This window comes from Stutzerimonas marianensis, assembly GCF_022810315.1.
Classification (GTDB): Bacteria; Pseudomonadota; Gammaproteobacteria; order Pseudomonadales; family Pseudomonadaceae; genus Stutzerimonas; species Stutzerimonas marianensis.
In genome coordinates this window covers 243,679-266,396 of record NZ_JALGRD010000002.1, presented here as the reverse complement: position 1 = coordinate 266,396, position 22,718 = coordinate 243,679, and the positions used below count along the sequence as shown (strand labels likewise).

The following is a 22,718-nucleotide window of genomic DNA, read 5'->3' as shown; positions in this document are numbered from 1 at the left end:
GCCAGGGCGATGCGAGGACTACGCCTGGCCACTAAGCCTTGAAAAAACCAGTCGGGGAGGTATGGCCGGTGCAGGAGGCGGGGCAGGCTGGATCCGACGGTGATCCTCCCGATGACCGTCTGCGCCCGGTCATCGCGAAAGCCGGTGGCCGCAGTCGGGTGCCCACAAAACAATGACAAGCGTGGAGCAACTTCGATGAAACATCCCTTGTATCCTGCCCGCCTGGCCCTGGCGGTCTCCTCCCTGTTGCTGACCCTGGGCTCGGTCCAGGCCGCCGATCTGGCTGGCAAGAGCCCTGGCGGGGTTCGCTATCACGGCGGCGACGAAATCATCCTTCAGGGATTTCACTGGAACGTCGTCCGCGAGTCGCCCGGCAACTGGTACGACACCTTGCGCGACATGGCGCCCACCATCGCCGCCGATGGCTTCAGCGCAATCTGGATGCCGGTGCCCTGGCGCGATTTTTCCAGCTGGAGCGACGGCGCCACTTCCGGTGGCGGCGAAGGTTATTTCTGGCACGACTTCAACAAGAACGGCCGCTACGGCAGCGATGCCCAGCTGCGGCAGGCGGCCGGTGCACTCAACGCTGCGCAAGTGAAGGTGCTCTACGATGTGGTGCCCAATCACATGAACCGCGGCTACCCGGACAAGGAAATCAACTTGCCGGCCGGCCAGGGGTTCTGGCGCGATGATTGTGCCGATCCTGGCAACTACCCCAACGACTGCGACGACGGCGATCGTTTCATTGGAGGCGATGCCGATCTCAACACCGGCAATCCGCAGGTGTACGGGATGTTCCGCGATGAATTCTCCAACCTGCGCAGCCAGTATGGCGCCGGCGGTTTCCGCTTCGACTTCGTGCGCGGTTACGCCGGTGAGCGGGTCGACAGCTGGATGAGCGCTGCGCACGACGATGCGTTCTGCGTGGGCGAACTCTGGAAGGCACCGGCCGAATATCCCAGCTGGGACTGGCGCAACACCGCGAGTTGGCAGCAGGTCATCAAGGACTGGTCCGACCGCGCCAAGTGCCCGGTATTCGACTTCGCCCTCAAGGAGCGCATGCAGAACGGCGCCATCGCCGACTGGAAGAACGGCCTTAACGGCAATCCCGACGCGCGTTGGCGCGAAGTTGCGGTGACCTTCGTCGACAACCATGACACCGGTTACTCCCCCGGGCAGAACGGCGGGCAGCACCACTGGCCGCTGCGTGACGACCTAGTACGGCAGGCCTACGCCTACATCCTCTCCAGCCCGGGAACGCCGGTGGTGTACTGGTCGCACATGTACGACTGGGGGCACGGAACGCTGATTCGCGAGCTGATCCGGATTCGCCGCGCGGCGGGTGTGCGGGCCGATTCGGCGATCGAGTTCCATAGCGGCTACTCGGGGCTGGTGGCGACGGTCCGCGGCACGGCGCAGACGCTGGTGGTCGCGCTGGGCTCGGATCTGCAGGACCCGGCGCAGGTCGCCAGCGGTAGCTTCAACCTGGCGCTGGACGAGGACAGCGGCCAGGTGCGCATCTGGACGACCGGCAGCACGAGTGGCGGGGATGGTGGCGAAGGGCTGGTCAATGTCGACTTCCGCTGCGACAACGGCGTGACGCAGCCAGGTGACAGCGTCTATGCAGTCGGCAATCTGACCGAACTCGGCAACTGGAGCCCGGCGGGCGCGGTGCGACTGACCGATGTCAGCCGTTATCCGACCTGGGCGGGCACGCTCGCATTGCCAGCCGAGCAGGCCGTGGAGTGGAAATGCATCGTGCGCAGTGAAACCCGCCCGACCGACGTCAAGACGTGGCAGCCCGGCGGCAACAATCGCTTCATGAGCGCGGAAGGGGTTTCGACCCAGGGCTCGTTCTGACGAGCAGCTGGGCCCTTCAGGTGAACGATCCGTTACGCCTGTGCAGCGAGGCCAGGCGTAGCGGGCCCGGCGTGTCACGCCGGGCGTCGTTCAGGGCTTCGGGATGTCGAGGGAGTCGGGGGGATACCTTAAGGCGCCGGCTTCTTGAAGCAGCTGTGCCGTGAAGCTGGGCGGTAAGCGGACACTATGCTCTGGGGGACGCTAGTTGCCAGCGAACCGCCAGGCGTCGTGCCTTTCGCAGGCGGGCCAGCAGCAGATCGGCCGGTGCGACCGCTGCCACGGCCTGCAGGTCGCGGTAGCGGTGCTCGACGGTTGCCTGCAGCCAGTCGATGCGTGCGAGGGTCGAGGCGGTGCAGGTCTGGCCGTGGAGGTCGTCCTGCAGATCGAGCCAGTGCGAGCGCCAGGCTTCCTTCAGGTACAGCGCTTCCCGGTCTGCTTTAAGCCCCTGCGTCCATTGCTGACCTATCGAGTCGAGCCAGTGCAGCACTTCGCCGCTGGCGCCGCGTTTCGCGAGCGCGGCGCGCAATTGCCGGTAGGCCTCGATGGCGATGCGCTTTTCCAGCTCGAACGCCGCCAGGGCAGAGGTCTCGCCCTGGGTTTCCAACACGAGCAGGTGGGCGAAATACTGCCGGGTCTCGAAGCGCTCGGCGGCATGGAACTGTGGCGTCGCGGTGCCGTTGCTGTTGAAGGCGCGCAGCGGATCGAAGCGATACATGTAGCCGAAGTCGAACAGGCGCACCTGACCGTCATCGAGGGTGTTACCCGGGCACAGGTCCCATTCGAAGAGCCCACCGAGCAGCAGGGCGACCAGCGTATCGAAGAGCTGCAGGAGCTGGCGTTCGCTCCAGGCCTGGATCGGCTTACCGTCGATCCAGGGGGATAGCAGCACACCGTGGCGGTAGCTGGCGTAGCGGGTGTCGACGATGGATTCCAGCCGTTCGGCGAGCGACGGATCGCGCTTGAGCGCGCGAAGGTCGGCGCGCCTTTGGATCTCGTTGAGGAAGCTGGTCTGGCCATCAAGGTTCTGCACCTTGCATCGCGCGCGGGCACGCTTGAGGGTCCAGTCCCGTCCGTCTGCATGCACGCGGTAGACCTGGGCGGTCAGCCCGCCGTCGAAGCGTTCGCGCACCCAGGGCTCGTCGCCGCGGACGCTTATCAGGCGATCCAGCGGCAGGGGGCAATCGGCTGGGGTGCCGATTTCCAGCTCCGCGCCGCTGGCGACGAATGAGAGTTGCTCGGCGTGGCGTTGCTGCTCGGGTGTCATGGCGTCGCACTCCTCTGCAGGCTCAACGCGCCTGGACCACGATGACACGGTCCTCGCCCTGTTGACGCACAAAGGCGTAGGGCGCCTCGGAAAGCTGCCGGTGAGTGCCGCCGCCGATGGCCGGATGCCGTGCCCGGAATTGCCCGAGACGCTGCCAGTGCGCCAGCAGCGCGGCAATCCGTGGGGTGTGGTGGTCGTCCCAGTTCATGTCCGAGCGGGTGCCCTGGAACGGATCCGAGCCGGTAGGGCCGAAGGCCCGCGCACTCTCGTCGCCGTAGTAGATCTGTACCGCGCCCGGGCTCAGGAGCAAGGCGTTGGCCAGGCCCCGCTGAAGCGCCAAGTCGCCGCCGTGCTCGGCGCTGAACAGCGCAGTGTCATGGGAGGAGCCATAGCTCATGAAGTTGTGCCCGGGGTGGCGGGCGAGCAGGTCGGCATACTGCCGGTAGCCTGACTCGGCGCGACGCAGACAGTCGCTGCCCGGGCCGGCCACCTCCTTCTGGAAGGCGAAGTTGATCAGCGCGTCGAAGCCGTTGGTCTGGTAGTCGCTGGGCGCCGGGCCATGACCGAAGACTTCGCCGACCATCCAGAACGGCTCGCCGGCCATCGGGTCGGCTGGATTGGCCGCGGACCAGTCGCGCCGCGCCTGCTCGGCTTGGTCGCGCAGCTGGGCCCAGGTCGCCTTCTCGACATGCTTGACGGTATCGGCCCGAAACCCATCGACGCCATACTCACGCACCCAGTGCGTCAGCCACTCGGTGAGATAGTCGCGGACGCGATAACCGTCGAGCTCGACGGCCCGCGTCGGTTGTTTGTGGCGCAGGAAATGCGGCAAGCCCACCGGCGTGTCGCGCTCGGTGCGAAAGTCGGGCAGGAAGGCGAGGGACCCCTGAAGGGGATCGACCAGCACGCTCGGCGCAGCCGGGTAGTCCGCGATGCCGGCGCGTACCCAGTCCTTGCCCCACCAGCGTGCCCAGTCGGGGTGCTCGTAGTCGATGAGGTTGTGGTAGGCGTGCAGGTTCTCGTGCGATTCCGGCTGCCAGCGCGTCCAGCGCGCGGGGAGGTACTGTGCCATGCCTTCGCGCAGCGCGCCGAAACCGAAGTGCTGCATGTCGGCGAGTGTCGAATAGCCGGCGTGGTTGAGCACGACGTCGAACAGCACGCGGATGCCCCGTGCATGAGCTTCGCCGATAAGCGCACGCAGATCGTTTTCGCTGCCCATGTTGGCATCGAGCTGGGTGTAATCGAGTGGGTAATAACCGTGATAGGCGTAGTGACGGAAGTCGCCGTCGTCGCCGCCACCGACCCAGCCGTGGATCTGCTCGTACGGCGCGCTGATCCAAAGGGCATCGATGCCCAGTTCGGCCAGGTAATCCAGCTTGCCGGTCAGCCCCTTGAGATCACCGCCGTGAAAGGTGCCGATTTCCTGCTCGCCATCGGGCATGCGGCCATAGCTGCGGTCGTTGTGCGGGTCGCCATTGGCGAAGCGATCGGTGAGGACGAAGTAGACGGTCGCATTGCGCCAGTCACGCGGCGGCGCAGGAGCAAGATCGGCCGCTTCGATCAGCAGCAGGCCGTCGCTGCCAGGCGCCGGGGTCAGCTCGACCTGCCCGTTCTCGACGATGGCGGTGTCGCCGCTGTAGGCGTCGCGCAGCCGCTGGCCGTCCTCGAACACACCGGTTACGGGCACCTGCACGGCACCGCCGCTCCAGGGCTGGCAGACCGGCTCGGGCGGCTCGCGGTGCTGACGGATCGGCAGCAAACGCAGGCTGGCGTCCTCGCCGGTCTGCACCAGCAGGCGATAGCGGCCCGCTTCGGTCACGCTGAATTCGTAGCCGTTGCCGGTTGTCAGCGAGTGCCGCAGGAAGGGTTTCATCGGCTCCGGCCTGGCCGCGTCGTCGCCGAATCGAAGTTGACCTTCGGTCAGCTCGAGGATGGTCGCGAAACGATTGTCCGCCAGGGTTTCCCAGGTCGGCTGCAGCGGTTGACCATCCAGTCGGATCGGGACTTGAGGTTCCGCTTGTACAACGGGAGCGAGCAGTCCGAAACAAAGGGCTAGGATAAGAGGACTAACGGGCGGCAGAGGGCGCATGTCCGGCTCCGGGCGGGCGGAAAAGAGACTCTATTCAACAGCGTTGCGGCTTGTCTGTGCAGGCGGAGACGGGCCGATTATCGCTTGCGCACAGGGCTGCCAAACGGCCGAACTACGCCCCGGCTCTACGCCCCTCATCCACCTGCAGGGGAGGATGTTTTAGCCCAGCGGCCGGACGAGTATGGATGCACTGCACGACCGCCCGGCGGCAAGCAGACGTTGTGGATCAACAATAAGAAGCCACGAGGAACTACCCAAAATGAATAAAAAGCTGTTTGCAGCAGCCACGATCGGTCTCTGCGCCACCCTGAGCTTGCCGCTCTCCGTCCAGGCCGCGATCGAGGAAGGCAAGCTGGTCGTCTGGATCAACGGCGACAAGGGCTACAAGGGATTGGCGAAGGTGGGCGAACGATTCACCGAGGAAACCGGTATCCCCGTCGAGGTGGCGCACCCGGACGGCGCCACGGACAAGTTCCAGCAGGCCGCGGCGACCGGAAACGGACCGGACATCTTCATCTGGGCTCATGATCGACTGGGCGAATGGGCGCAGAGCGGTCTGATCACAGCCGTCACCCCGAGTGCCGAGAGTAAGCAGGAGATCGCCGACTTCGCCTGGGATGCGGTCAGCTACAACGGCAAGCTGTGGGGCTATCCCATGGCGGTCGAAGCGCCCGCGCTGATCTACAACAAGGCCCTCGTGCCGACGCCGCCAAAGACCTTCGAAGAGGTTCTGGCGATGCACAAGGACCTCGCCGCCGACGGCAAGCGTGCAATTCTCTGGGACTACAACAACACCTACTTCAGCTGGGCGCTGCTGGCAGCCAATGGCGGCTATGCATTCAAGGACACCGACACCGGCTATGACGTCAGCCAGACGGGCGTCAACAACGACGGCGCCAAGCAAGGCGCAGCCATGCTCAAGCGCCTGATCGACGAGGGCGTCATGCCCAAGGGCGCCGATTACAGCGCCGCCGAAGCGGCCTTCAACAAGGGCGATTCGGCGATGTTCATCAGCGGCCCCTGGGCCTGGTCGAATATCCGCAAGAGCAACATCGATTTCGGCGTGGCGCCCATCCCGGCGGTGGGGGACAGCCCGAGCAAACCCTTTTCCGGGGTGATGGCCGCGACCCTCAACGCGGCCAGCCCGAACCAGGCGCTGGCGGTCGAGTTCCTGGAGAACTACCTGCTCGAAGTCGAGGGGCTGAAGACCGTGAACGCCGATGTCCCGCTGGGCGCGGTGGTGAACAAGGCCTTCATGGAGGAGCTGTCGGACGACCCGATGATCAAGGCCACGTTCGAAAGCGCGGAGCAGGGCCGTCCGATGCCCAACATCCCGCAGATGGGCGTGTTCTGGTCGGCCATGGAAGCGGCGCTGACCAACATCACCTCAGGCCGCCAAACCGTGGACGCCGCACTGGATGACGCCGCCAAACGCATCGTCAAGTAACGACAACCCGCCGCGGCAGCCGCAGGTGCCTGCGGCTGCCGCCGCGCGCCCCGAGGCCCAGATTCCGATGTCCGCCATGAACCTTTCCGCCGAGATGCCCGGCCGCGCCGTGCCGAAGCTGTCCGTTCCCAGGCTGCCCGCAGCGATGCGCTGGAGCTTGTGGACGCTCTGCAATGCCTTTGCGCTCTATCTCATCGTCGCCCTCTATGCCCAAGGGCAGACGGTGTTCGCCCTGCTCGGGCTGGTCGTCGCCGGGATCGCCAGCTTCGTGTTCATCCACCGCCGCGCCTATGCGCATCGCTACATCTTCCCCTCCGTGGCGGGCATGCTGGTGTTCGTCATTTTTCCACTGCTCTACACGGTCGGGATCGGCTTCACCAACTACAGCGGCACCAACCTGCTGAGTTTCGAGCAGGCCCAGCGCTATCACCTCGGCCAGACCTACCTGGCCGGTGAGCGATACGGCTTCAGCCTGCATCAGAACGACGAGGGCCAGCTGCGCCTGCGCGTCGACCGAGGGCCGCAGGGCGTATGGGTGTCGGCGCCGCTGGAAGGGGAGCCGGTAGAGGGCGAGGCGCTGGCCATGAGCCGCGAGGCCGAGGTCGAAGCGCTCGGCGCGGCCGTGCCGCTGCGCGACGTGATCCGCCAGCGCAAGGCGCTGGAGCAATGGGTGATGCGCGGCAATGACGGGCAGCTGTTGCGCCTGTATGGGTTGCGCGAGGTCGCGGCGGTGGAGCCGCTGTACCGGCTGCAGGACGACGGTTCGCTGATCAACAACCAGACCGGTGCGCGCCTGACGGCCAACGACGAGATCGGCTTTTATGTCGACGCCGAAGGGCAGCCGGTCGCGCCGGGATACACGGTCTACGCCGGCTGGAGCAACTTCGCCAAGGTCCTCACCGATCCGAAGATCCGCGGCCCGTTCCTGCAGATTTTCGTATGGACGGTGTGCTTCGCCGGGCTGACGGTGATCTTCACGCTTGCCGTCGGACTGGTGCTGGCCAGCCTGCTGCAGTGGGAAATGGTGCGCGGCAAGGCCTTTTACCGGCTGATGCTGATCCTGCCTTACGCGGTGCCGGCGTTCATTTCGATCCTGGTCTTCAAGGGCCTGTTCAACCAGAGCTTCGGCGAAATCAATCTGATGCTCGACAGCCTGTTCGGGGTGCGGCCGGACTGGTTCAGCGATCCCACCCTGGCGCGGACCATGATTCTTATCGTCAATACCTGGCTGGGTTACCCCTACATGTTGCTGCTGTGCATGGGGCTGCTGCAGGCGATCCCGCGCGACCTCTATGAGGCCTCGGCCATGGACGGTGCGACGCCGCTGGACAACCTGCTCAAGATCACGCTGCCGCTGTTGATCAAGCCGCTGGCGCCACTGCTGATCGCGAGTTTCGCTTTCAATTTCAACAACTTCGTCCTAATCACCCTGCTGACCCGCGGCGGCCCGGACATTCTCGGCACCACCACGCCGGCGGGCACCACCGACCTGCTGGTCAGCTACACCTACCGCATCGCGTTCCAGGATTCAGGGCAGAATTTTGCCCTGGCGGCAGCCATCGCCACGTTGATCTTCCTCGTTGTTGGCGCCATGGCCTGGCTGAACCTGAAGCTCTCCAAGGTCAAAGTCTGAGGATTCGCCCATGGCCATGGTCCAACCCCAATCCGTCAAATACCGCATCTGGTTCACCCATGCCGCGTTGCTCGCCTTCGTCGCGCTTATCCTGTTCCCGCTGTTGATGGTGGTGTCGATCTCGTTTCGTGAGGGCAACTTCGCCAGCGGCAGCCTGCTGCCGGACAATCCGACGCTGGAGCACTGGTCCCTGGCGCTGGGCTTTCCCTACGTCCATGACAATGGCGAGGTTACCCAGCCTCCATTCCCGGTGCTCACCTGGCTGTGGAATTCCGTCAAGATCGCGCTGACCAGCTCCGTGCTGATCCTCATGCTCTCGACCACCAGCGCCTATGCCTTTGCCCGCCTGCGCTTCGCCGGCAAGGGGCCGATTCTCAAGGGCATGCTGATCTTCCAGATGTTCCCGCCCGTGCTGACGCTGGTGGCCATCTACGCCCTGTTCGACCAGCTCGGCAAGCATGTCGGCTGGCTCGGGGTGAACACCCATGGCGCGGTGATCGTCGCCTCGCTGGGTGGAATGGCGCTGCACATCTGGACCATCAAGGGCTATTTCGAAAGCATCGACGGCTCGCTGGAGGAAGCGGCCATCGTCGATGGCGCCACGACCTGGCAGGCCTTCGTGCATATCCTGCTGCCCATGAGCGTGCCGATCCTGGCAGTGGTGTTCATCCTGGCCTTCATCACCAGCATCACCGAGTACCCGATCGCTTCGGTGCTCCTGATGGACGTGGACAAGCTCACGCTGTCGGTCGGCGCCCAGCAGTACCTCTACGACCAGAATTACCTGTGGGGTGATTTCGCGGCCGCGGCGGTGCTGTCCGGGCTGCCCATCACCGCGGTTTTCCTCTACTGCCAGAAGTGGATCGTCGGCGGGCTGACCGCCGGAGGCGTGAAAGGCTAGGAACGCCCGGACGGGAAATGAGCCATGGAGAGACGATCATGAATGCCGTACTGCCTGCGCCCTTGCCGCTGATCCCGGCCAAGCTGAACATGCCCGCGCTGCCCCGAGGCCTGCTGCCACGTCCGCGCCTGGACGAATGGTTCCAGCGCCTGGGCGAGGTCCGTCTGGCGGTACTGCACGGGCCCAGCGGTGTTGGCAAGACGACGCTGGCCTGCCAATGGGCGCGGGCGTTCGACGGCCGGGTCGCCTGGCTGCAGCTGCACCCCGGCGATAACGATCCACTGCAGTTCGGGCGGTACCTGCTGCATGTACTCGATGCACGGCTGGAGCACGGCTGTCCGCGCAGCCTGTTGCTGGCGGGGCAGGCCGCTGAAACCTTCGAAACGCTGCTCACGCATCTGCTGGCAGAACTGCCGGGCGAGCACGAACCCCTGCTGCTGGTGCTGGATGACTTCGAGGTGCTGCACGACGCCACGGTCGTTGCCGCGCTGCGCTTCTTCCTGCGCAACATGCCGGCGTGGCTGACGCTGCTCGTGTGCAGTCGCGGGCTGCCGGAGCTCGGCGTCGCCGACCTGCGCGTCAAGCATCAATTACTCACCGTCGATGCGCAGCACCTGGCCTTCGAGACGGATGAAGTACAAGCGCTGCTCGACCTTGGTCTGCCGGTCGCCATCAACCGCGAGCAGGTCGAGCGCCTCAACCGTCGTATCGGCGGCTGGCCCTGCGCCTTGCAGCTGGCCCTGCAGGAGGTGCAGACCGGCCGCGGCATGGACCTGTTCCTGGAGCATCTGCAACTGGGGCACCCCTACATCCGCGACTATATGCGTGAACAGGTCATCGCCGACCTGGGGCCTGCCACGCTGGAGTTCCTTCAGGCCACCTGTCTGCTGGAGCGGTTCAACGTACCGCTGGCCGATCGGCTGACCCAGGGCCGTAACGCCCGCGAGATGCTCGAGCAACTGGAGCGTGGCGGCCTCTTTCTGCAACCGCTGGACGGGCTGCGCCAGTGGTATGCCTACCATCCACTCTTCGCCACCTTTCTTCAGGGCGAGCTGCGTACCCATCAGCCGCAGCGGGCGTCCGAGCTGCACCTGCGCGCGGCCGAGGCGCTGATGGCCGAGAATCTGCCGGAAGAGGCGGCGCGGCACGCCGTGCTGGCAGGCTGTCCGACTCGCGTCGGCGAGGTGCTGGAGCGCCACGGGCGACAGTTCTATCGCCAGGGGCGCCTGGGGCTGTTGCAGCAATGCCTGGAAATGCTTCCCGAAGCGGTCATCGCGGGTTCGCCCCTGCTGACCCTGCTGCAAGCCTGGGTGTCGCAGAACTCCTATCAGTTCGATCAGGTCGAGCGCTGGTTCGAGGCCAGCGAGCAGGCACTGCAGGACAGCTGCTCGGAAGAGGACTGGGCGCGTATCGTCGGCGAATTCAATGCCGTGCGCGCGCAGGTGGCGATGAACCGGGGCGATGAGCAGCAGGCGATCGCCCTGGCCCGCGAGGCGCTGGCACGTGAGCCGTTGATCATGCGCACCTCCAAGGTCGCGGCGCTGTCCGGGCTGGCCGAGGCGCATTTCGTCCAGGGGCTGTTGCCGCAGGCGCAGAAGCAGTACGAGGAGGCCGAGCGCCGCGCCCGGGAGATTCGCGCCTCGCACCTGGTGGTCTGGAACCTTGGGCAACTGTCGGAGATCGCCATTGCCCAGGGCTATCTGCAGAAGGCCTATTCCCTGCAAGAGCGGGCGATTCAATACGTCGAGCAGGCCGATCTGCAGGCCACGCCCATCATGGAATTCATCTACCGCGTACGCGGGCAGGTGCTGCTGGAATGGCATCACCTGGATGCCGCCGAGCAATGTGCGTTGCAGGGCATCCAGATACTCGAGGATGTGGGTGACCGCTGGCTGCTGCAGTGCTACGCGCTGCTCGCCGGGGTCGCTCATGCGCGTGGGCAGCAGAGTGCCTGTGCCGATTACATCGGCAAGATGCAAAGCATGCTCGCCGACGACAATTACCACGTCGACTGGCTCGCGAATGCCCATGCGGTAATGCTCAGCTACTGGGATTCGACCCAGGACAAGACGGCCATCCAGCAATGGCTACTGACCGCGCCGGCCCTGGCGCGTGGCCTCAACCACTTCGCCCAGTACAACGGCCGCAACCATGCCCGCGCCTACCTGTCGCTGAACCAGCCGGACAAGGCGCTGCCAATCCTCAGGCAACTGCAGGCCGATGCCGAGCAGCACGGCCTGGTCATGGATCTCAACCGCAATCACATCCTCCTGGCGCAGCTGCACTGGCTGCGAGAGGAGCGCAGGCAGGCGTTGGACAACCTGCAGCTGGCGCTGACCCTGGCCAGCAGTACCGGCGCCATCGGCAGTTTCCTGCGCATCGGCAAGCTGCTCATTGCGATGCTCAAGGCCTTGCAACACGAGCGGCGGCTGGATGAACTCGAAGCGCAGCGCGCCGACCGCCTGATCCAGTTGGCGCAGCAGCAGCGCGACTTCAGCCGGGCGATCCGCATCACCCTCGACGAAGCGGTGATCCAGGACATCATCAACCGGCCGGACGTGCCCGAGCTGATCCGCCATTCACCGCTCACGCGCCGTGAGTGGCAAGTGCTCAGTCTGATTCATGCCGGCCAGTCCAATGAGCAGATCGCCGAACACCTGAACGTGGCGCCGACGACCATCAAGACGCATATCCGCAGCCTGTATCAGAAGCTCAACATCACCCATCGAAACGAAGCGGTTCAGCTGGCGCGCAGTCTGCTGAGCAAGATCCAGGGCGAGTGAATGGCGCGCGGGCGAGCGATGCGCCGCCGCTACGTTCCATGCCCGATGTGTTTTCTACCCCGCGGAGCCAGACATGACGCTGACAGAAAAACAGAAAATGCTCGCCGGTGAGCTGTATCGACCCGGCGACCCGGAGCTGCAGGCAGACCAGGCACGCGCCAAGGCCTGGATGGTGCGCTACAACGCGGCGCTCGCCGAGACACCGGTCGTCCGCCGGGCGCTTCTGGCCGAGCTGTTCGGCCGCGTGGGGCAGGGCGCGGTGATCCGCCCGCCGTTCCACTGCGACTATGGCTACAACATCCACCTCGGCGACGAGGTGTTTCTGAATTTCAACTGCGTGATCCTCGACGTGATGGAGGTGCGCATCGGCACCGGCACGCAGATCGGGCCCGGCGTGCAGATGTATGCCGCTGATCATCCGCGGGAGGCGGAAGGGCGTCGCAGTGGTCTGGAATTCGGTCGCCCGGTCATCATCGGCGAGCATGTGTGGATCGGCGGTGGCGCGATCATCCTGCCAGGCGTGACCGTCGGCGATGGCGCCGTGATCGGGGCGGGCAGCGTGGTGACGCGGGATGTCGCGGCGGGCGCGACCGTGGTCGGCAATCCGGCGCGAAGCCGCTAGCCGGGGCCGCGTGCCGATCGGGGCGGGCGGGGAAGACAGCCGGCGCAGGGCCGGCTGCCGCTCACACGTTACTGCTGGGTGACGATAGCCATGTTCCCCGAGCCCATCTGCGACACCATGGCGGAGTTGCCCAGGCCGCTCTGGTCGAGGATCGCCTGGTTGGCGTCGCCGCCCTGGATCACCTGTGCCAGATGACCTTCGCCGGTCTGCAGCAGGCTGACTTCGTTATCCGAGCCGTAGATCTGCTGGATGTCGGCCACGTTGAGGTCGCCGTCCTGCACGACATCGACCAGGTTGTTGTCGCCGTAGGTCGAACCGGTCAGCTCGTTGCCGTTGCCGCTTTGCTGGGCGGTGAGCAGGTTGTCGTCGCCGTCCTGGAGGAACTCGACGCTCTGCCCGGAGCCATCCTGGGTCACGTAGGCTTCGTTGTACTGCCCGGCCTGCTTCAGCGAGGCGGTGTGCTGGCTGCCCTCGAGCTGATCGACGATGGCGTAGTTGTTGTCGCCGGTCTGATCGAGGGTGGCGGTGTTGCTGTCGCCCGCCTGGAAGACGTCGGCGCTGTTGGCGGTGCCGTCCTGGTAGATCGACGCGGTTTGCAGCGAGCCGCTCTGGTCGATGTAGGCCTCGTTGGACAGGCCCATCGACTCGATGGTGGCGCTGTGGTCGGTTCCTTCCTGGCTGACCGAGGCGACCTGCGAATCGCCTTGCTGGGTGATCTCGGCGCTCGAGTCGAAGGCGTTCACCTGATAGATGGTCGCGTCGTTGAGGTTGCCCTGCTGGTCCACGGTGGCTTGATTGCGCGCGCCGCCGTCCTGCCAGACCAGCGAAATGTTCTCATCCCCGGTCTGGCGCTGTTCCGCCGTGCTCGCTTCGGTGTCGTCCTGGATCGACTCGGCGAAGTTGTCGTTGCCGGCCTGGTCGATGACCGACGTGCTCAGGTTGGCGGCGTTCTGCTCGGTGATGGCGACGTTGTAAGTACCGTCCTGGTATTGCCGGGCACTGGCACCGAAGCTGTCGGCCTGCACGAGGCTGGCATCGTTGTTGTCGCCGTACTGTTCCTGGATCGCCTCGCTCTGCTCAGTGGCGGTCTGCACGATGTCGGCCAGGTTCAGGTTGCCCCCTTGGGTCTGGATGGCGTCGGACAGGGTCGCGTTGGTCTGGGTGACCATGCCATCGTTGTTCGCGCCAATCTGCGACTGGTAGGACAGGTTGTCCTGACCGCCGGTCTGGGTCACCTCGGCCACGTTGTCGGCGCCGGACTGGTTCTGTTCTGCGCTGTTGTCGTCGGCATAGGCCTGGGTAGCCAGGATCGCGATGATGGCGGCTGCGAGGGGCTTGCACTTGAACATGTCGTCTCTCCATGGAAGGTGGGTGCGTGTCGCTCCTGACTGGCTGCGCGTGGTCGGGCTGGCGGCAGCTACTGCAGATCAGTCCTGGAACGGAACCGATCCTATAGGCCTCTCGTGACAGATAAGTGTCGGTTCGTCTGTTTGGTGACGGCTTAATGGCGTGGCGATCGCTGCTGATTCCGCTGTGCTTCGCCAGGCCGGACCTGCCATTCGATCTACGCCCCACCCGGGTGCCTCGGCTACGCCGGCGGCATACGCCTCGGCAATCGAGCGGCGGGAGGATGTTGCGGCCGGTCGACGCACCTAGAGTGGCGTCGTGTTCCCCCAGACATCGAAGGTTGGTTGTATGAATCGCAACGACTGGTGGCGCGGCGGCGTCATTTATCAGGTCTACCCGCGCAGCTTCTATGACAGCAACGGCGACGGCGTCGGCGACCTGCGCGGCGTGGTCGAGAAGATCGACTACATCGCCAGCCTCAACGTCGATGCCATCTGGTTGTCGCCGTTCTTCACCTCGCCGATGAAGGATTTCGGTTACGACGTGTCCGACTATCGGGACGTCGACCCGCTGTTCGGTACCCTCGACGACTTCAAGCAGGTCATCGAAGTCGCTCATGCCCGCGGCATTCGCATCCTCATCGATCAGGTGCTCAATCACTCGTCGGACCAGCACGCCTGGTTCAAGGAAAGCCGCTCGAGCCGGGACAACCCGAAGGCGGATTGGTATGTCTGGGCCGATCCCAAGGACGACGGTACCGTGCCCAACAACTGGCTGTCGGTGTTCGGTGGGCCGGCCTGGACCTGGGACAGTCGCCGCAAGCAGTACTACCTGCACAATTTCCTGGCCAGCCAGCCGGACCTCAACTTCCACTGCGAGGCGGTCCAGCAGCAATTGCTCGATGACATGGAGTTCTGGCTCAAGCTGGGCGTCGACGGCTTTCGCCTGGATGCGGCGAACTTCTATTTCCACGACCGCCAGCTGCGCGACAACCCGCCGAACTACGACATCCGCGAAGGCAGCATCGGGGTGCGTGCCGACAATCCCTACGCCTTCCAGAAACATCTCTACGACAAGACCCAACCGGAAAACCTCGGCTTTTTGCGCCGCATCCGGCACCTGCTCGAGCGATACCCAGGCAGCGCCACGGTCGCCGAGATCGGCTGTGATCACTCGCTGCGGACCATGGCCGCCTACACCGGCGGCAGCGACACGCTGCACATGGCCTATTCATTCGACCTGCTGACCGAACAATGCAGCCCCGGATTCCTGCGTCACACCATCGACTGCGTCGAGCGCGAGCTCGCCGACGGCTGGCCCTGCTGGTCGATCGGCAACCACGATGTGGTGCGGGTGATGAGTCGTTGGGCACTGGCCAATCAGCCCGATCACGCACGTGGGCGGATGTTCATGGCGATGCTGCTGAGCATGCGTGGCAGCGTCTGCCTCTATCAGGGCGAAGAGCTGGGGCTGGATGAAGCCGAGTTGCAGTTCGAGCAGTTGGTCGACCCCTATGGCATCCGCTTCTGGCCGGAATTCAAGGGACGGGACGGCTGCCGCACGCCCATGCCCTGGCACGATGCCGACCCCCACGGCGGTTTCAGCCGCGAACAGCCCTGGCTGCCATTGGCGGACAAGCACCTGCCCTTGTCCGTAGCGGCTCAGGAGCGCGATACGGATTCGATGCTGCATATCTATCGACGCTTCCTGGCCTGGCGTCAGGACCAACGTCTGCTGATCGAGGGCAGCATGCGCACCGTCTACCATGACGAGGCCTTGCTGGTGTACGAGCGCCGCCTCGGGGACGAGGTCTGGGTTTGCCTGTTCAACATGAGCGACCAGGCACGGCACTTTGACCTCTCGGCTCCGGTCGAAGGGCTCGATGTGCCCTCGGCATCGGCTGTTTTCGAGGGGCACGGCGTACACTTGCCGGCGCATGGATTCGGTTTCGCACGCCGGCTCGGCTGAGGTCGACCGGCTCCGATGCCCGCACGGCATGCCGCGTACCGTCGCGGTATGCCTTTGAAGGAGAACAACAAGAATGGCCAGCGTAACCCTGCGAAACATCTGCAAGAGCTATGACGGCGTGCCCATCACGCGCGGCATCGACCTAGACATCGCCGACGGGGAGTTCGTCGTCTTCGTCGGCCCGTCGGGATGCGGCAAGTCGACCCTGCTGCGGCTGATCGCCGGGCTCGAAGACATCACCGACGGTGAATTGAAGATCGATGGCGAGCGTGTCAACGAGCGCCCGCCGATGGATCGCTCGGTCGGTATGGTGTTCCAGTCCTACGCGCTCTATCCACACATGAACGTCGCTGAGAACATGGCCTTCGGCCTGAAACTGGCGAAGATCGACAAGGCGGAGATTCGCCGGCGGGTCGACGCGGCGGCGAAGATCCTGCAACTCGACCAGATGCTCGATCGCAAGCCAAAGGACCTCTCGGGAGGCCAGCGCCAGCGCGTCGCCATCGGCCGCACCATGGTTCGGGAGCCGAAGGTCTTTCTCTTCGACGAGCCGCTGTCGAACCTTGACGCCTTCCTGCGCGTGCAGATGCGCATCGAAATTTCGCGACTGCACCAGCGGCTGAAGGCCACGATGATCTACGTGACCCATGATCAGGTCGAAGCCATGACCCTGGCCGACAAGATCGTCGTGCTAAATGCGGGGCGCATCGCTCAGGTGGGGCCACCGCTGGAGCTCTATCACTACCCGCAGAACCAGTTTGTGGCGGGGTTCATCGGCTCGCCGCAGATGAACTTCCTGACGGTGACCGTGGCGAGCACCAGCGCCGATGTGGTGGAGGTGCTCATGCCCGGTGGCAGCGTCCTGCGGCTACCGGTCGATGGGTCCGGGGTCGACGTGGGCGATACCCTGACGCTGGGCGTTCGACCGGAGCATTTCGTCGCGCCCGAGCAGGCTGATTTCGTCTTTCATGGCGAGGTGGCGGTGGCCGAGCGGTTGGGCGATCACAATCTCCTGCACCTGACGCTGGAAGGGGTGGAGGGAATGGTCGCGGTGGCCAGCGACGGTAATCAGCGGATCGCTGAAGGGCAGGCCTACGCGACGGGCTTGCGGGCGAACAAGTGTCATCTGTTTCGTGCTGATGGCCAGGCCTGTGCCCGTCATTACCGCGAGCCCGCGCTCTTCGGCTGAGCACGGTAGCCGTCGGTGGTCAATGGCTCAGTTTCAGGCCGAGCAGGCCGATGCAGACGAGCAGTACGCTACCCAGGCGCAGCAGGCTGGTCGACTCGCCGAACAGCAGGATCCCGGCGATGACAGTGCCGATCGCGCCGACGCCCGTCCAGACCGCGTAGGCCGTTCCGAGTGGCAGTTCCTTCATCGCCAGGCCCAGCAAGCCGAGGCTCGCCAGCATCGCCGTGACGGTCAGGAGCGTTGGGATGGGCCGCGTGAAACCCTCGGTGAATTTGAGCCCGACGGCCCAGCCGATTTCGAAAAGGCCGGCAAGAAAAAGGATGATCCAGGACATATGCACCTCGACGAGACGGAAGCGGGGCCGTCCCCGGGTCTTTGCAATGGCTGAGGTCGTCCTCGGCGATGGCTATTTTGCACAGGCGGTCGGTCTGGGCAAGTGCCTCGGACCGAAGGCCGGTGCGGTCAGCGGACTTCCGGTCGCTCGTCTTTCATCCGTCGATAGACCGTGGCCAGAAGCGCACCGGACAGGTTGTGCCAGACACTGAACAAGGCGCTGGGCACGGCCGCGAGTGGCGAGAAGTGCGCACTGGCCAGAGCCGCGCCCAGCCCGGAGTTCTGCATGCCGACTTCGATCGACAGCGTCTTGCGCTGCGCCAGCGGCAAGCCGAACAGGCGGCCGACCAGATATCCGATGCCGAGGCCCAGGCCGTTGTGCAACACCACCACCGCCATGATCAGCAGGCCCGACTCGGCGATCTTGGCCTGACTCGCTGCCACCACTGCCGCGACGATGATCACGATGCTCACCACCGACACCAGTGGCAGCACTTCCACCACCTGATGGACACGATTACCCAGCAGGCGACGGGCAACCAGACCGAGGGCGATGGGCAGCAATACGATCTGTACGATCGACATGAACAGCGCGCCGAAGTTGACCGGCAGCCAGGCCGAGGCCAGTAGCCAGATCAGCGCGGGAGTGACCAGCGGCGCCAATAGGGTGGTCACGGCGGTGATCGCTACTGAAAGCGCCACATCGCCGCGCGAGAACCAGGCGATCACGTTGGAGGCCGTGCCGCCCGGGCAACAGCCGACGAGGATCACGCCCACCGCGATCTCGGCCGGCAGGCCCAGCAGTTGGCACAACAACCAGGCCAGCGCCGGCATGACCAGAAACTGCGCGCCCACGCCCAGCGCCACCCAGAGCGGACGGCGTGCAACCTCGGCGAAATCGGCGGCTTTCAGCGTCAGGCCCATGCCGAACATGATCAGGCCAAGCAGTGGCACGATCCACGCCGTGGCCGGCAGGAACCAGGCAGGCTGGAAGAAGGCCAGGATGGCGAACAGAAGCACCCAGAGGGCGAAGGTATTGCCAATGAAGCGGCTGAAGGCGGCGAGGGCACGCATCGTGTTTACCTTGTGGTTATGGAATAAGCGCCGTCAGCCGAGCCAACAGCGTCGTGCCCGGCTGACGTTTCGCCCGCCGCCGCGCCGGCCCGGCAATGACACGACCGGCCGGCCCGGCGCAGGGCACACCCCACCAGACTGCAGGCAGCTTAGATGGCCTGAGGTGTATCCTCACCACCCAGTGCCTCGAACAGCGACGGCAGGAAGTCCTTGAAGGTCAGCATCATCAGTACGAAGCTGGCGTCCTGCTGGCTCAGGTCGTCCTCGCCACCGTCCTGCTCGGCCTGCTCCTGGAGCAATTCCTCGAAGCGCAGCCGCTTGATCACCAGCTTGTCGTCCAGCACGAACGACAGCTTGTCCTGCCAGCCCAGCGACAGCTGGGTAACCTGCTTGCCAACCTCGAGGTGTTGCTGGATCTCGTCGCTGGTCAGGTCCTGGCGCTTACAACGCACTACGCCGCCATCTTCATGGGTATCGCGCAGTTCGCACTCGTCGAGCACGAAGAAGTCGTCGGCAGCCTTCTGGGTCTTGACCCATTCGGTCATGGTGGCGGTTGGCGCGATCTTCACGGTCAGCGGGCGCACCGGCAACGAGCCGATCGCCTCACGCAGCGTGGAGAGCAGGTCCTCGGCACGCTTGGGGCTGGCGGAATTGACCAGGATCAGGCCCTGTTCCGGCGCGATCGCGGCGAAGGTGCCGGATTTGCGAATGAAGGCGCGTGGCAGGAAGGACTGGATGATCTCGTCCTTAATCTGATCGCGCTCCTTCTTGTAGACCTTGCGCATCTGCTCGTTTTCGATCTCGTCGACCTTCTCCTTGACGGCGTCCTTGACGACGCTGCCCGGCAGGATGCGCTCTTCCTTGCGCGTCGAGATCAGCAGGAAACCCTGGCTGGCATGCACCAGCGGGGCATCTTCGCCTTTGCCGAACGGCGCGACGAAGCCATAGGTGCTCAGCTCCTGGCTGGCGCAGGGGCGGGCAGGTTTGGCGGCCAGTGCGGTTTCAAGTGTCTCGACATCGAAAGGCACGTTCTGGGTGAGACGGTAGACGAGCAGGTTGCGAAACCACATGGCGATTTGAAACTCCGGTAAAAGCAAAGCGCGCATTATTCCCGTCCCGCCCACGCAGGCCAACCCTGCTCGAGCGCAATGCCGATCGAAAGCCCGTTTTGGCCGATAAACAGTGCGGTTTCCTAAGTCGTTGTAAGTTCTTCAATTTTTTTTTCAAAAGGGGGTTGCCAAGGTCAGGAACCCTCTCTAGAATGCGCCCCACTTCGAGAGCAAACGGGTGATTAGCTCAGCTGGGAGAGCATCTGCCTTACAAGCAGAGGGTCGGCGGTTCGATCCCGTCATCACCCACCACTCGAGGTTAAGCGCAGCGGTAGTTCAGTCGGTTAGAATACCGGCCTGTCACGCCGGGGGTCGCGGGTTCGAGTCCCGTCCGCTGCGCCATATTCGCTAGCAAGGAATACTGAACGCCTTGCAGCATGAGAAAAGCGACCTGAGGGTCGCTTTTTTTTTCGCCTGCGGAAAACCCCCGCGCTCGTTGCCGTTTCGTGCGGCAGGTCCTGACTTTGCACTCTCTTTACATGTTGCCCGGGAGCCGCCGGTAGCGATGGGCGAGGGTGGCTGCTAAGCTCCGGCAACTGTTTTGCTACACCTCCCAAGAGCGTAATAAGGATACAGAATGAGACATCATCGTTTGGCGTCTGCGATAGCCCTGGTCAGCCTGGTTCTGGCTGGCTGTGATTCGGAGACCAGCGCCAAGCTGGAAACCCCGGCGCAAAAAGCCTCCTACGGGATTGGCCTGAACATGGGCAAGAGCCTGGCGCAGGAAGGCATGGCGGACCTGGACTCGGCGGCCGTTGCCCAGGGCATCGATGATGCCATTGGCAAGAAAGAGCAGAAGCTGACCGACGAAGAGCTGATGGAAGCCTTCTCTTATCTGCAGACGCGTGCCGAAGAGCGCATGGCTGAAATGAACAAGCAGGCGGTCGAGGCGGGGAAGAAGTTTCTCGAGGAGAACGCCAAGCGTGAAGGTGTGAAAACCACTGAGTCGGGCCTGCAATACGAAGTCGTCAAGGAAGCCGACGGCGCCCAGCCGGGGCCGGACGATGTCGTCACCGTTCACTACGAAGGCAGCCTGACCGATGGCACCGTGTTCGACAGCTCGATCAAGCGCGGTACCCCGATCGACCTGCCGGTAGGTGGCGTAATCCCGGGGTGGGTCGAAGGTCTGCAGTTGATGCATGTCGGCGAGAAGTACAAGCTCTACATCCCGAGCGAGCTGGCCTATGGCGAGCAGAGCCCGAGCCCGCTGATCCCAGCCAACTCGGTGCTGGTGTTCGATCTCGAACTGCTGGGAATCAAGGGCGACGAGAGTGACGCCGCTCCGGCTGCTGAAGCCGAGCCTGAGGCTACCGAAGAAGCGCCGCAGCAGTAAGCAACGCCGCAGTGCCAAACGCCCCGCTTGTGCGGGGCGTTTTCGTTTCCGGTGAGCGAAAGGCCTCGGCTGAGGTCCGGACTCGACTGCTTGGCAGAACGCGCTTCAGCGCGGCCCCGAAGGGGTGAGCGAAGCGAATAACCTGGGACACCGGCCCTGGTGAGAGTCCGTCGGATACAAAAAAGCCCCGGCTTCAACCGAGGCTTTGAATTTAGCTCCGCGACCTGGACTCGACTGCTTGGCAGAACGCGCTTCAGCGCGGCCCCGAAGGGGTGAGCGAAGCGAATAACCTGGGACACCGTCCCTGGTGAGAGTCCGTCGGATACAAAAAAGCCTCGGCTTTAACCGAGGCTTTGAATTTGGCTCCGCGACCTGGACTCGAACCAGGGACCCAATGATTAACAGTCATTTGCTCTACCGACTGAGCTATCGCGGAACAGCGGTGCGTATCCTACTGTTTGGAAAGGAGAAGTCAACCCCTTGCCAGATCAGAGAACCTGGACGATGGCGTCGGTCACGTGGTCCAGATTGCGCGTGTTGAGTGCCGCAGCGCAGATGCGGCCGGTACTGATCGCATAGACCCCGAACTCGACACGCAGGCGCTCGACTTGTGCGGCGGTCAGGCCCGAATAGGAGAACATCCCGCGCTGCTTGGCAACGAAGCTGAAGTCCTGCTTGGCGCCTTTCGCGGCAAGTTGGCGAACCATCTCCAGGCGCATGTCACGGATGCGGGTGCGCATTTCGCCAAGTTCGGTTTCCCACATGCTGCGCAATTCCTGGCTGTTCAGTACAGCCGAGACGACAGTGGCGCCGTGCGTAGGCGGGTTGGAATAGTTGGTACGGATGACGCGCTTGATCTGCGAGAGCACGCGTGCGGACTCGTCGCGGTTCTGCGTGACGATCGACAGCGCGCCGACGCGCTCGCCGTACAGCGAGAAGGACTTGGAGAACGAGCTGGACACGAAGAAGCTCATCCCTGATTCGGCGAATAGGCGCACGGCAGCAGCGTCTTCCTCGATGCTGTCACCAAAACCCTGATAGGCGATGTCGATGAACGGCACGTGATCATGGGCGCGCAGGATTTCGAGGATCTGCTGCCAGTCTTCGACCTGCAGGTCGACACCTGTCGGGTTGTGGCAGCAGGCGTGCAGCACGACGATGGAGCGGGGCGGCAGGCTCTTCAGGTCTTCGAGCATGCCGGCGCGGTCGATGCCGTGGGTCGCAGCGTCGTAGTAGCGGTAGTTCTGCACCGGGAAGCCTGCGGACTCGAACAGCGCGCGGTGGTTTTCCCAGCTCGGGTTGGTGATGGCGACGACCGCCTCGGGCAGCATGCGCTTGAGGAAGTCGGCGCCGATCTTCAGCGCGCCCGTCCCACCGAGGGCCTGGCTGGTCACGACCCGGCCATCGGCGACCAGTGCCGAGTCGGCGCCGAACAGCAGGCCCTGCACGGCCATGTCATAGCTGGCGATGCCGTCGATCGGCAGGTAGCCACGCGGCGCATTCAGTTCGAGCCGCGCCATTTCGGCGGCGGCAACCGCACGCAACAGGGGAATTCGGCCTTCTTCGTTGTAGTAGACGCCTACCCCCAGGTTGACCTTGTTCTGCCGCGTGTCGGCATTGAAGGCTTCGTTGAGGCCTAGGATCGGATCGCGCGGCGCCATTTCGACAGCGGAGAACAAACTCATGATGGGGAGGCTCGAAGAGAAGGGGGTGACTGGTGCAGCACCCCTCGCTTCGCGCGCGGGGCGGTGCGCAAACGGGGCAAG

16 protein-coding genes and 3 tRNA genes are annotated in these 22,718 nt (G+C 64.2%); 11 read left to right on the top strand and 8 right to left on the bottom strand.

Features of this window, described 5'->3' with window-relative positions:
- The first annotated feature begins 195 nt into the window (after positions 1–195).
- Positions 196–1,860, top strand: coding sequence for a glucan 1,4-alpha-maltotetraohydrolase domain-containing protein (locus MST27_RS04310; RefSeq protein ID WP_243604774.1), 1,665 nt, complete (start codon positions 196–198; stop codon positions 1,858–1,860).
- Positions 1,861–2,044: 184 nt separating this feature from the next.
- Here MST27_RS04310 and MST27_RS04305 read toward each other — a convergent pair whose 3' ends face one another.
- Together MST27_RS04305 and MST27_RS04300 are read right to left on the bottom strand one after the other, a co-directional pair.
- Positions 2,045–3,124: a protein kinase family protein gene (locus MST27_RS04305; RefSeq protein ID WP_243604773.1), complete on the bottom strand. Its 1,080-nt coding sequence runs from the start codon at positions 3,122–3,124 to the stop codon at positions 2,045–2,047.
- A 22-nt stretch (positions 3,125–3,146) separates the two neighbouring features.
- Positions 3,147–5,213 carry an alpha-amylase gene (locus tag MST27_RS04300; protein WP_243604772.1) on the bottom strand — a complete coding sequence of 689 codons (2,067 nt, stop codon included), beginning with the start codon at positions 5,211–5,213 and terminating at the stop codon, positions 3,147–3,149.
- A gap of 259 nt (positions 5,214–5,472) precedes the next feature.
- Here MST27_RS04300 and malE point away from each other — a divergent pair, with 259 nt between their 5' ends.
- From malE to MST27_RS04275, 5 genes are all read left to right on the top strand, one after another.
- Positions 5,473–6,660, top strand: a complete 1,188-nt coding sequence (gene malE / locus MST27_RS04295; protein WP_243604771.1) for a maltose/maltodextrin ABC transporter substrate-binding protein MalE — start codon at positions 5,473–5,475, stop codon at positions 6,658–6,660.
- A gap of 67 nt (positions 6,661–6,727) precedes the next feature.
- Complete coding sequence (gene malF / locus MST27_RS04290; RefSeq protein ID WP_420864216.1) at positions 6,728–8,293, top strand: maltose ABC transporter permease MalF; 1,566 nt, start codon at positions 6,728–6,730, stop codon at positions 8,291–8,293.
- A 10-nt stretch (positions 8,294–8,303) separates the two neighbouring features.
- Positions 8,304–9,194, top strand: a complete 891-nt coding sequence (gene malG, locus MST27_RS04285; RefSeq protein WP_243604769.1) for a maltose ABC transporter permease MalG — start codon at positions 8,304–8,306, stop codon at positions 9,192–9,194.
- 38 nt (positions 9,195–9,232) lie between these two features.
- Complete coding sequence (gene malT, locus MST27_RS04280; RefSeq protein WP_243604768.1) at positions 9,233–11,977, top strand: HTH-type transcriptional regulator MalT; 2,745 nt, start codon at positions 9,233–9,235, stop codon at positions 11,975–11,977.
- A gap of 73 nt (positions 11,978–12,050) precedes the next feature.
- On the top strand, positions 12,051–12,599 hold the full coding sequence (locus tag MST27_RS04275; RefSeq protein ID WP_243604767.1) for a sugar O-acetyltransferase: 549 nt from the start codon (positions 12,051–12,053) through the stop codon (positions 12,597–12,599).
- A 68-nt stretch (positions 12,600–12,667) separates the two neighbouring features.
- Here the strand turns inward: MST27_RS04275 and MST27_RS04270 are convergent, their stop codons facing one another.
- Positions 12,668–13,948, bottom strand: coding sequence for a hypothetical protein (locus tag MST27_RS04270; RefSeq protein ID WP_243604766.1), 1,281 nt, complete (start codon positions 13,946–13,948; stop codon positions 12,668–12,670).
- Positions 13,949–14,294: 346 nt separating this feature from the next.
- Here MST27_RS04270 and MST27_RS04265 point away from each other — a divergent pair, with 346 nt between their 5' ends.
- Together MST27_RS04265 and malK are read left to right on the top strand one after the other, a co-directional pair.
- Positions 14,295–15,914: an alpha-glucosidase family protein gene (locus MST27_RS04265; protein ID WP_243604765.1), complete on the top strand. Its 1,620-nt coding sequence runs from the start codon at positions 14,295–14,297 to the stop codon at positions 15,912–15,914.
- Between the two features lie 73 nt (positions 15,915–15,987).
- On the top strand, positions 15,988–17,103 hold the full coding sequence (gene malK / locus MST27_RS04260; RefSeq protein ID WP_243604764.1) for a maltose/maltodextrin ABC transporter ATP-binding protein MalK: 1,116 nt from the start codon (positions 15,988–15,990) through the stop codon (positions 17,101–17,103).
- 19 nt (positions 17,104–17,122) lie between these two features.
- On the opposite strand, the gene sugE is transcribed toward malK, so the two are convergent.
- The 3 genes from sugE to rdgC all read right to left on the bottom strand — a co-directional run bounded on the left by sugE (position 17,123) and on the right by rdgC (position 19,580).
- Positions 17,123–17,437, bottom strand: a complete 315-nt coding sequence (gene sugE / locus MST27_RS04255) for a quaternary ammonium compound efflux SMR transporter SugE (RefSeq protein WP_243604763.1) — start codon at positions 17,435–17,437, stop codon at positions 17,123–17,125.
- Between the two features lie 128 nt (positions 17,438–17,565).
- Positions 17,566–18,510 carry a bile acid:sodium symporter family protein gene (locus tag MST27_RS04250; RefSeq protein WP_243604762.1) on the bottom strand — a complete coding sequence of 315 codons (945 nt, stop codon included), beginning with the start codon at positions 18,508–18,510 and terminating at the stop codon, positions 17,566–17,568.
- A 149-nt stretch (positions 18,511–18,659) separates the two neighbouring features.
- Positions 18,660–19,580: a recombination-associated protein RdgC gene (gene rdgC, locus MST27_RS04245; protein ID WP_243604761.1), complete on the bottom strand. Its 921-nt coding sequence runs from the start codon at positions 19,578–19,580 to the stop codon at positions 18,660–18,662.
- 215 nt (positions 19,581–19,795) lie between these two features.
- Here rdgC and MST27_RS04240 point away from each other — a divergent pair.
- From MST27_RS04240 to MST27_RS04230, 3 genes are all read left to right on the top strand, one after another.
- Positions 19,796–19,871, top strand: a tRNA-Val gene (locus MST27_RS04240).
- A 13-nt stretch (positions 19,872–19,884) separates the two neighbouring features.
- Positions 19,885–19,961 (top strand) — tRNA-Asp (locus MST27_RS04235).
- Between the two features lie 235 nt (positions 19,962–20,196).
- Positions 20,197–20,952, top strand: coding sequence for a BamJ family beta-barrel-assembly machinery protein (locus MST27_RS04230; protein WP_243604760.1), 756 nt, complete (start codon positions 20,197–20,199; stop codon positions 20,950–20,952).
- A gap of 360 nt (positions 20,953–21,312) precedes the next feature.
- On the opposite strand, the gene MST27_RS04225 is transcribed toward MST27_RS04230, so the two are convergent.
- Together MST27_RS04225 and MST27_RS04220 are read right to left on the bottom strand one after the other, a co-directional pair.
- A tRNA-Asn gene (locus tag MST27_RS04225) sits at positions 21,313–21,388 on the bottom strand.
- Between the two features lie 52 nt (positions 21,389–21,440).
- Positions 21,441–22,637 (bottom strand): amino acid aminotransferase, encoded by a 1,197-nt coding sequence (locus tag MST27_RS04220; RefSeq protein WP_243604759.1) that lies wholly within the window; start codon positions 22,635–22,637, stop codon positions 21,441–21,443.
- Between the last annotated feature and the right edge of the window lie 81 nt (positions 22,638–22,718).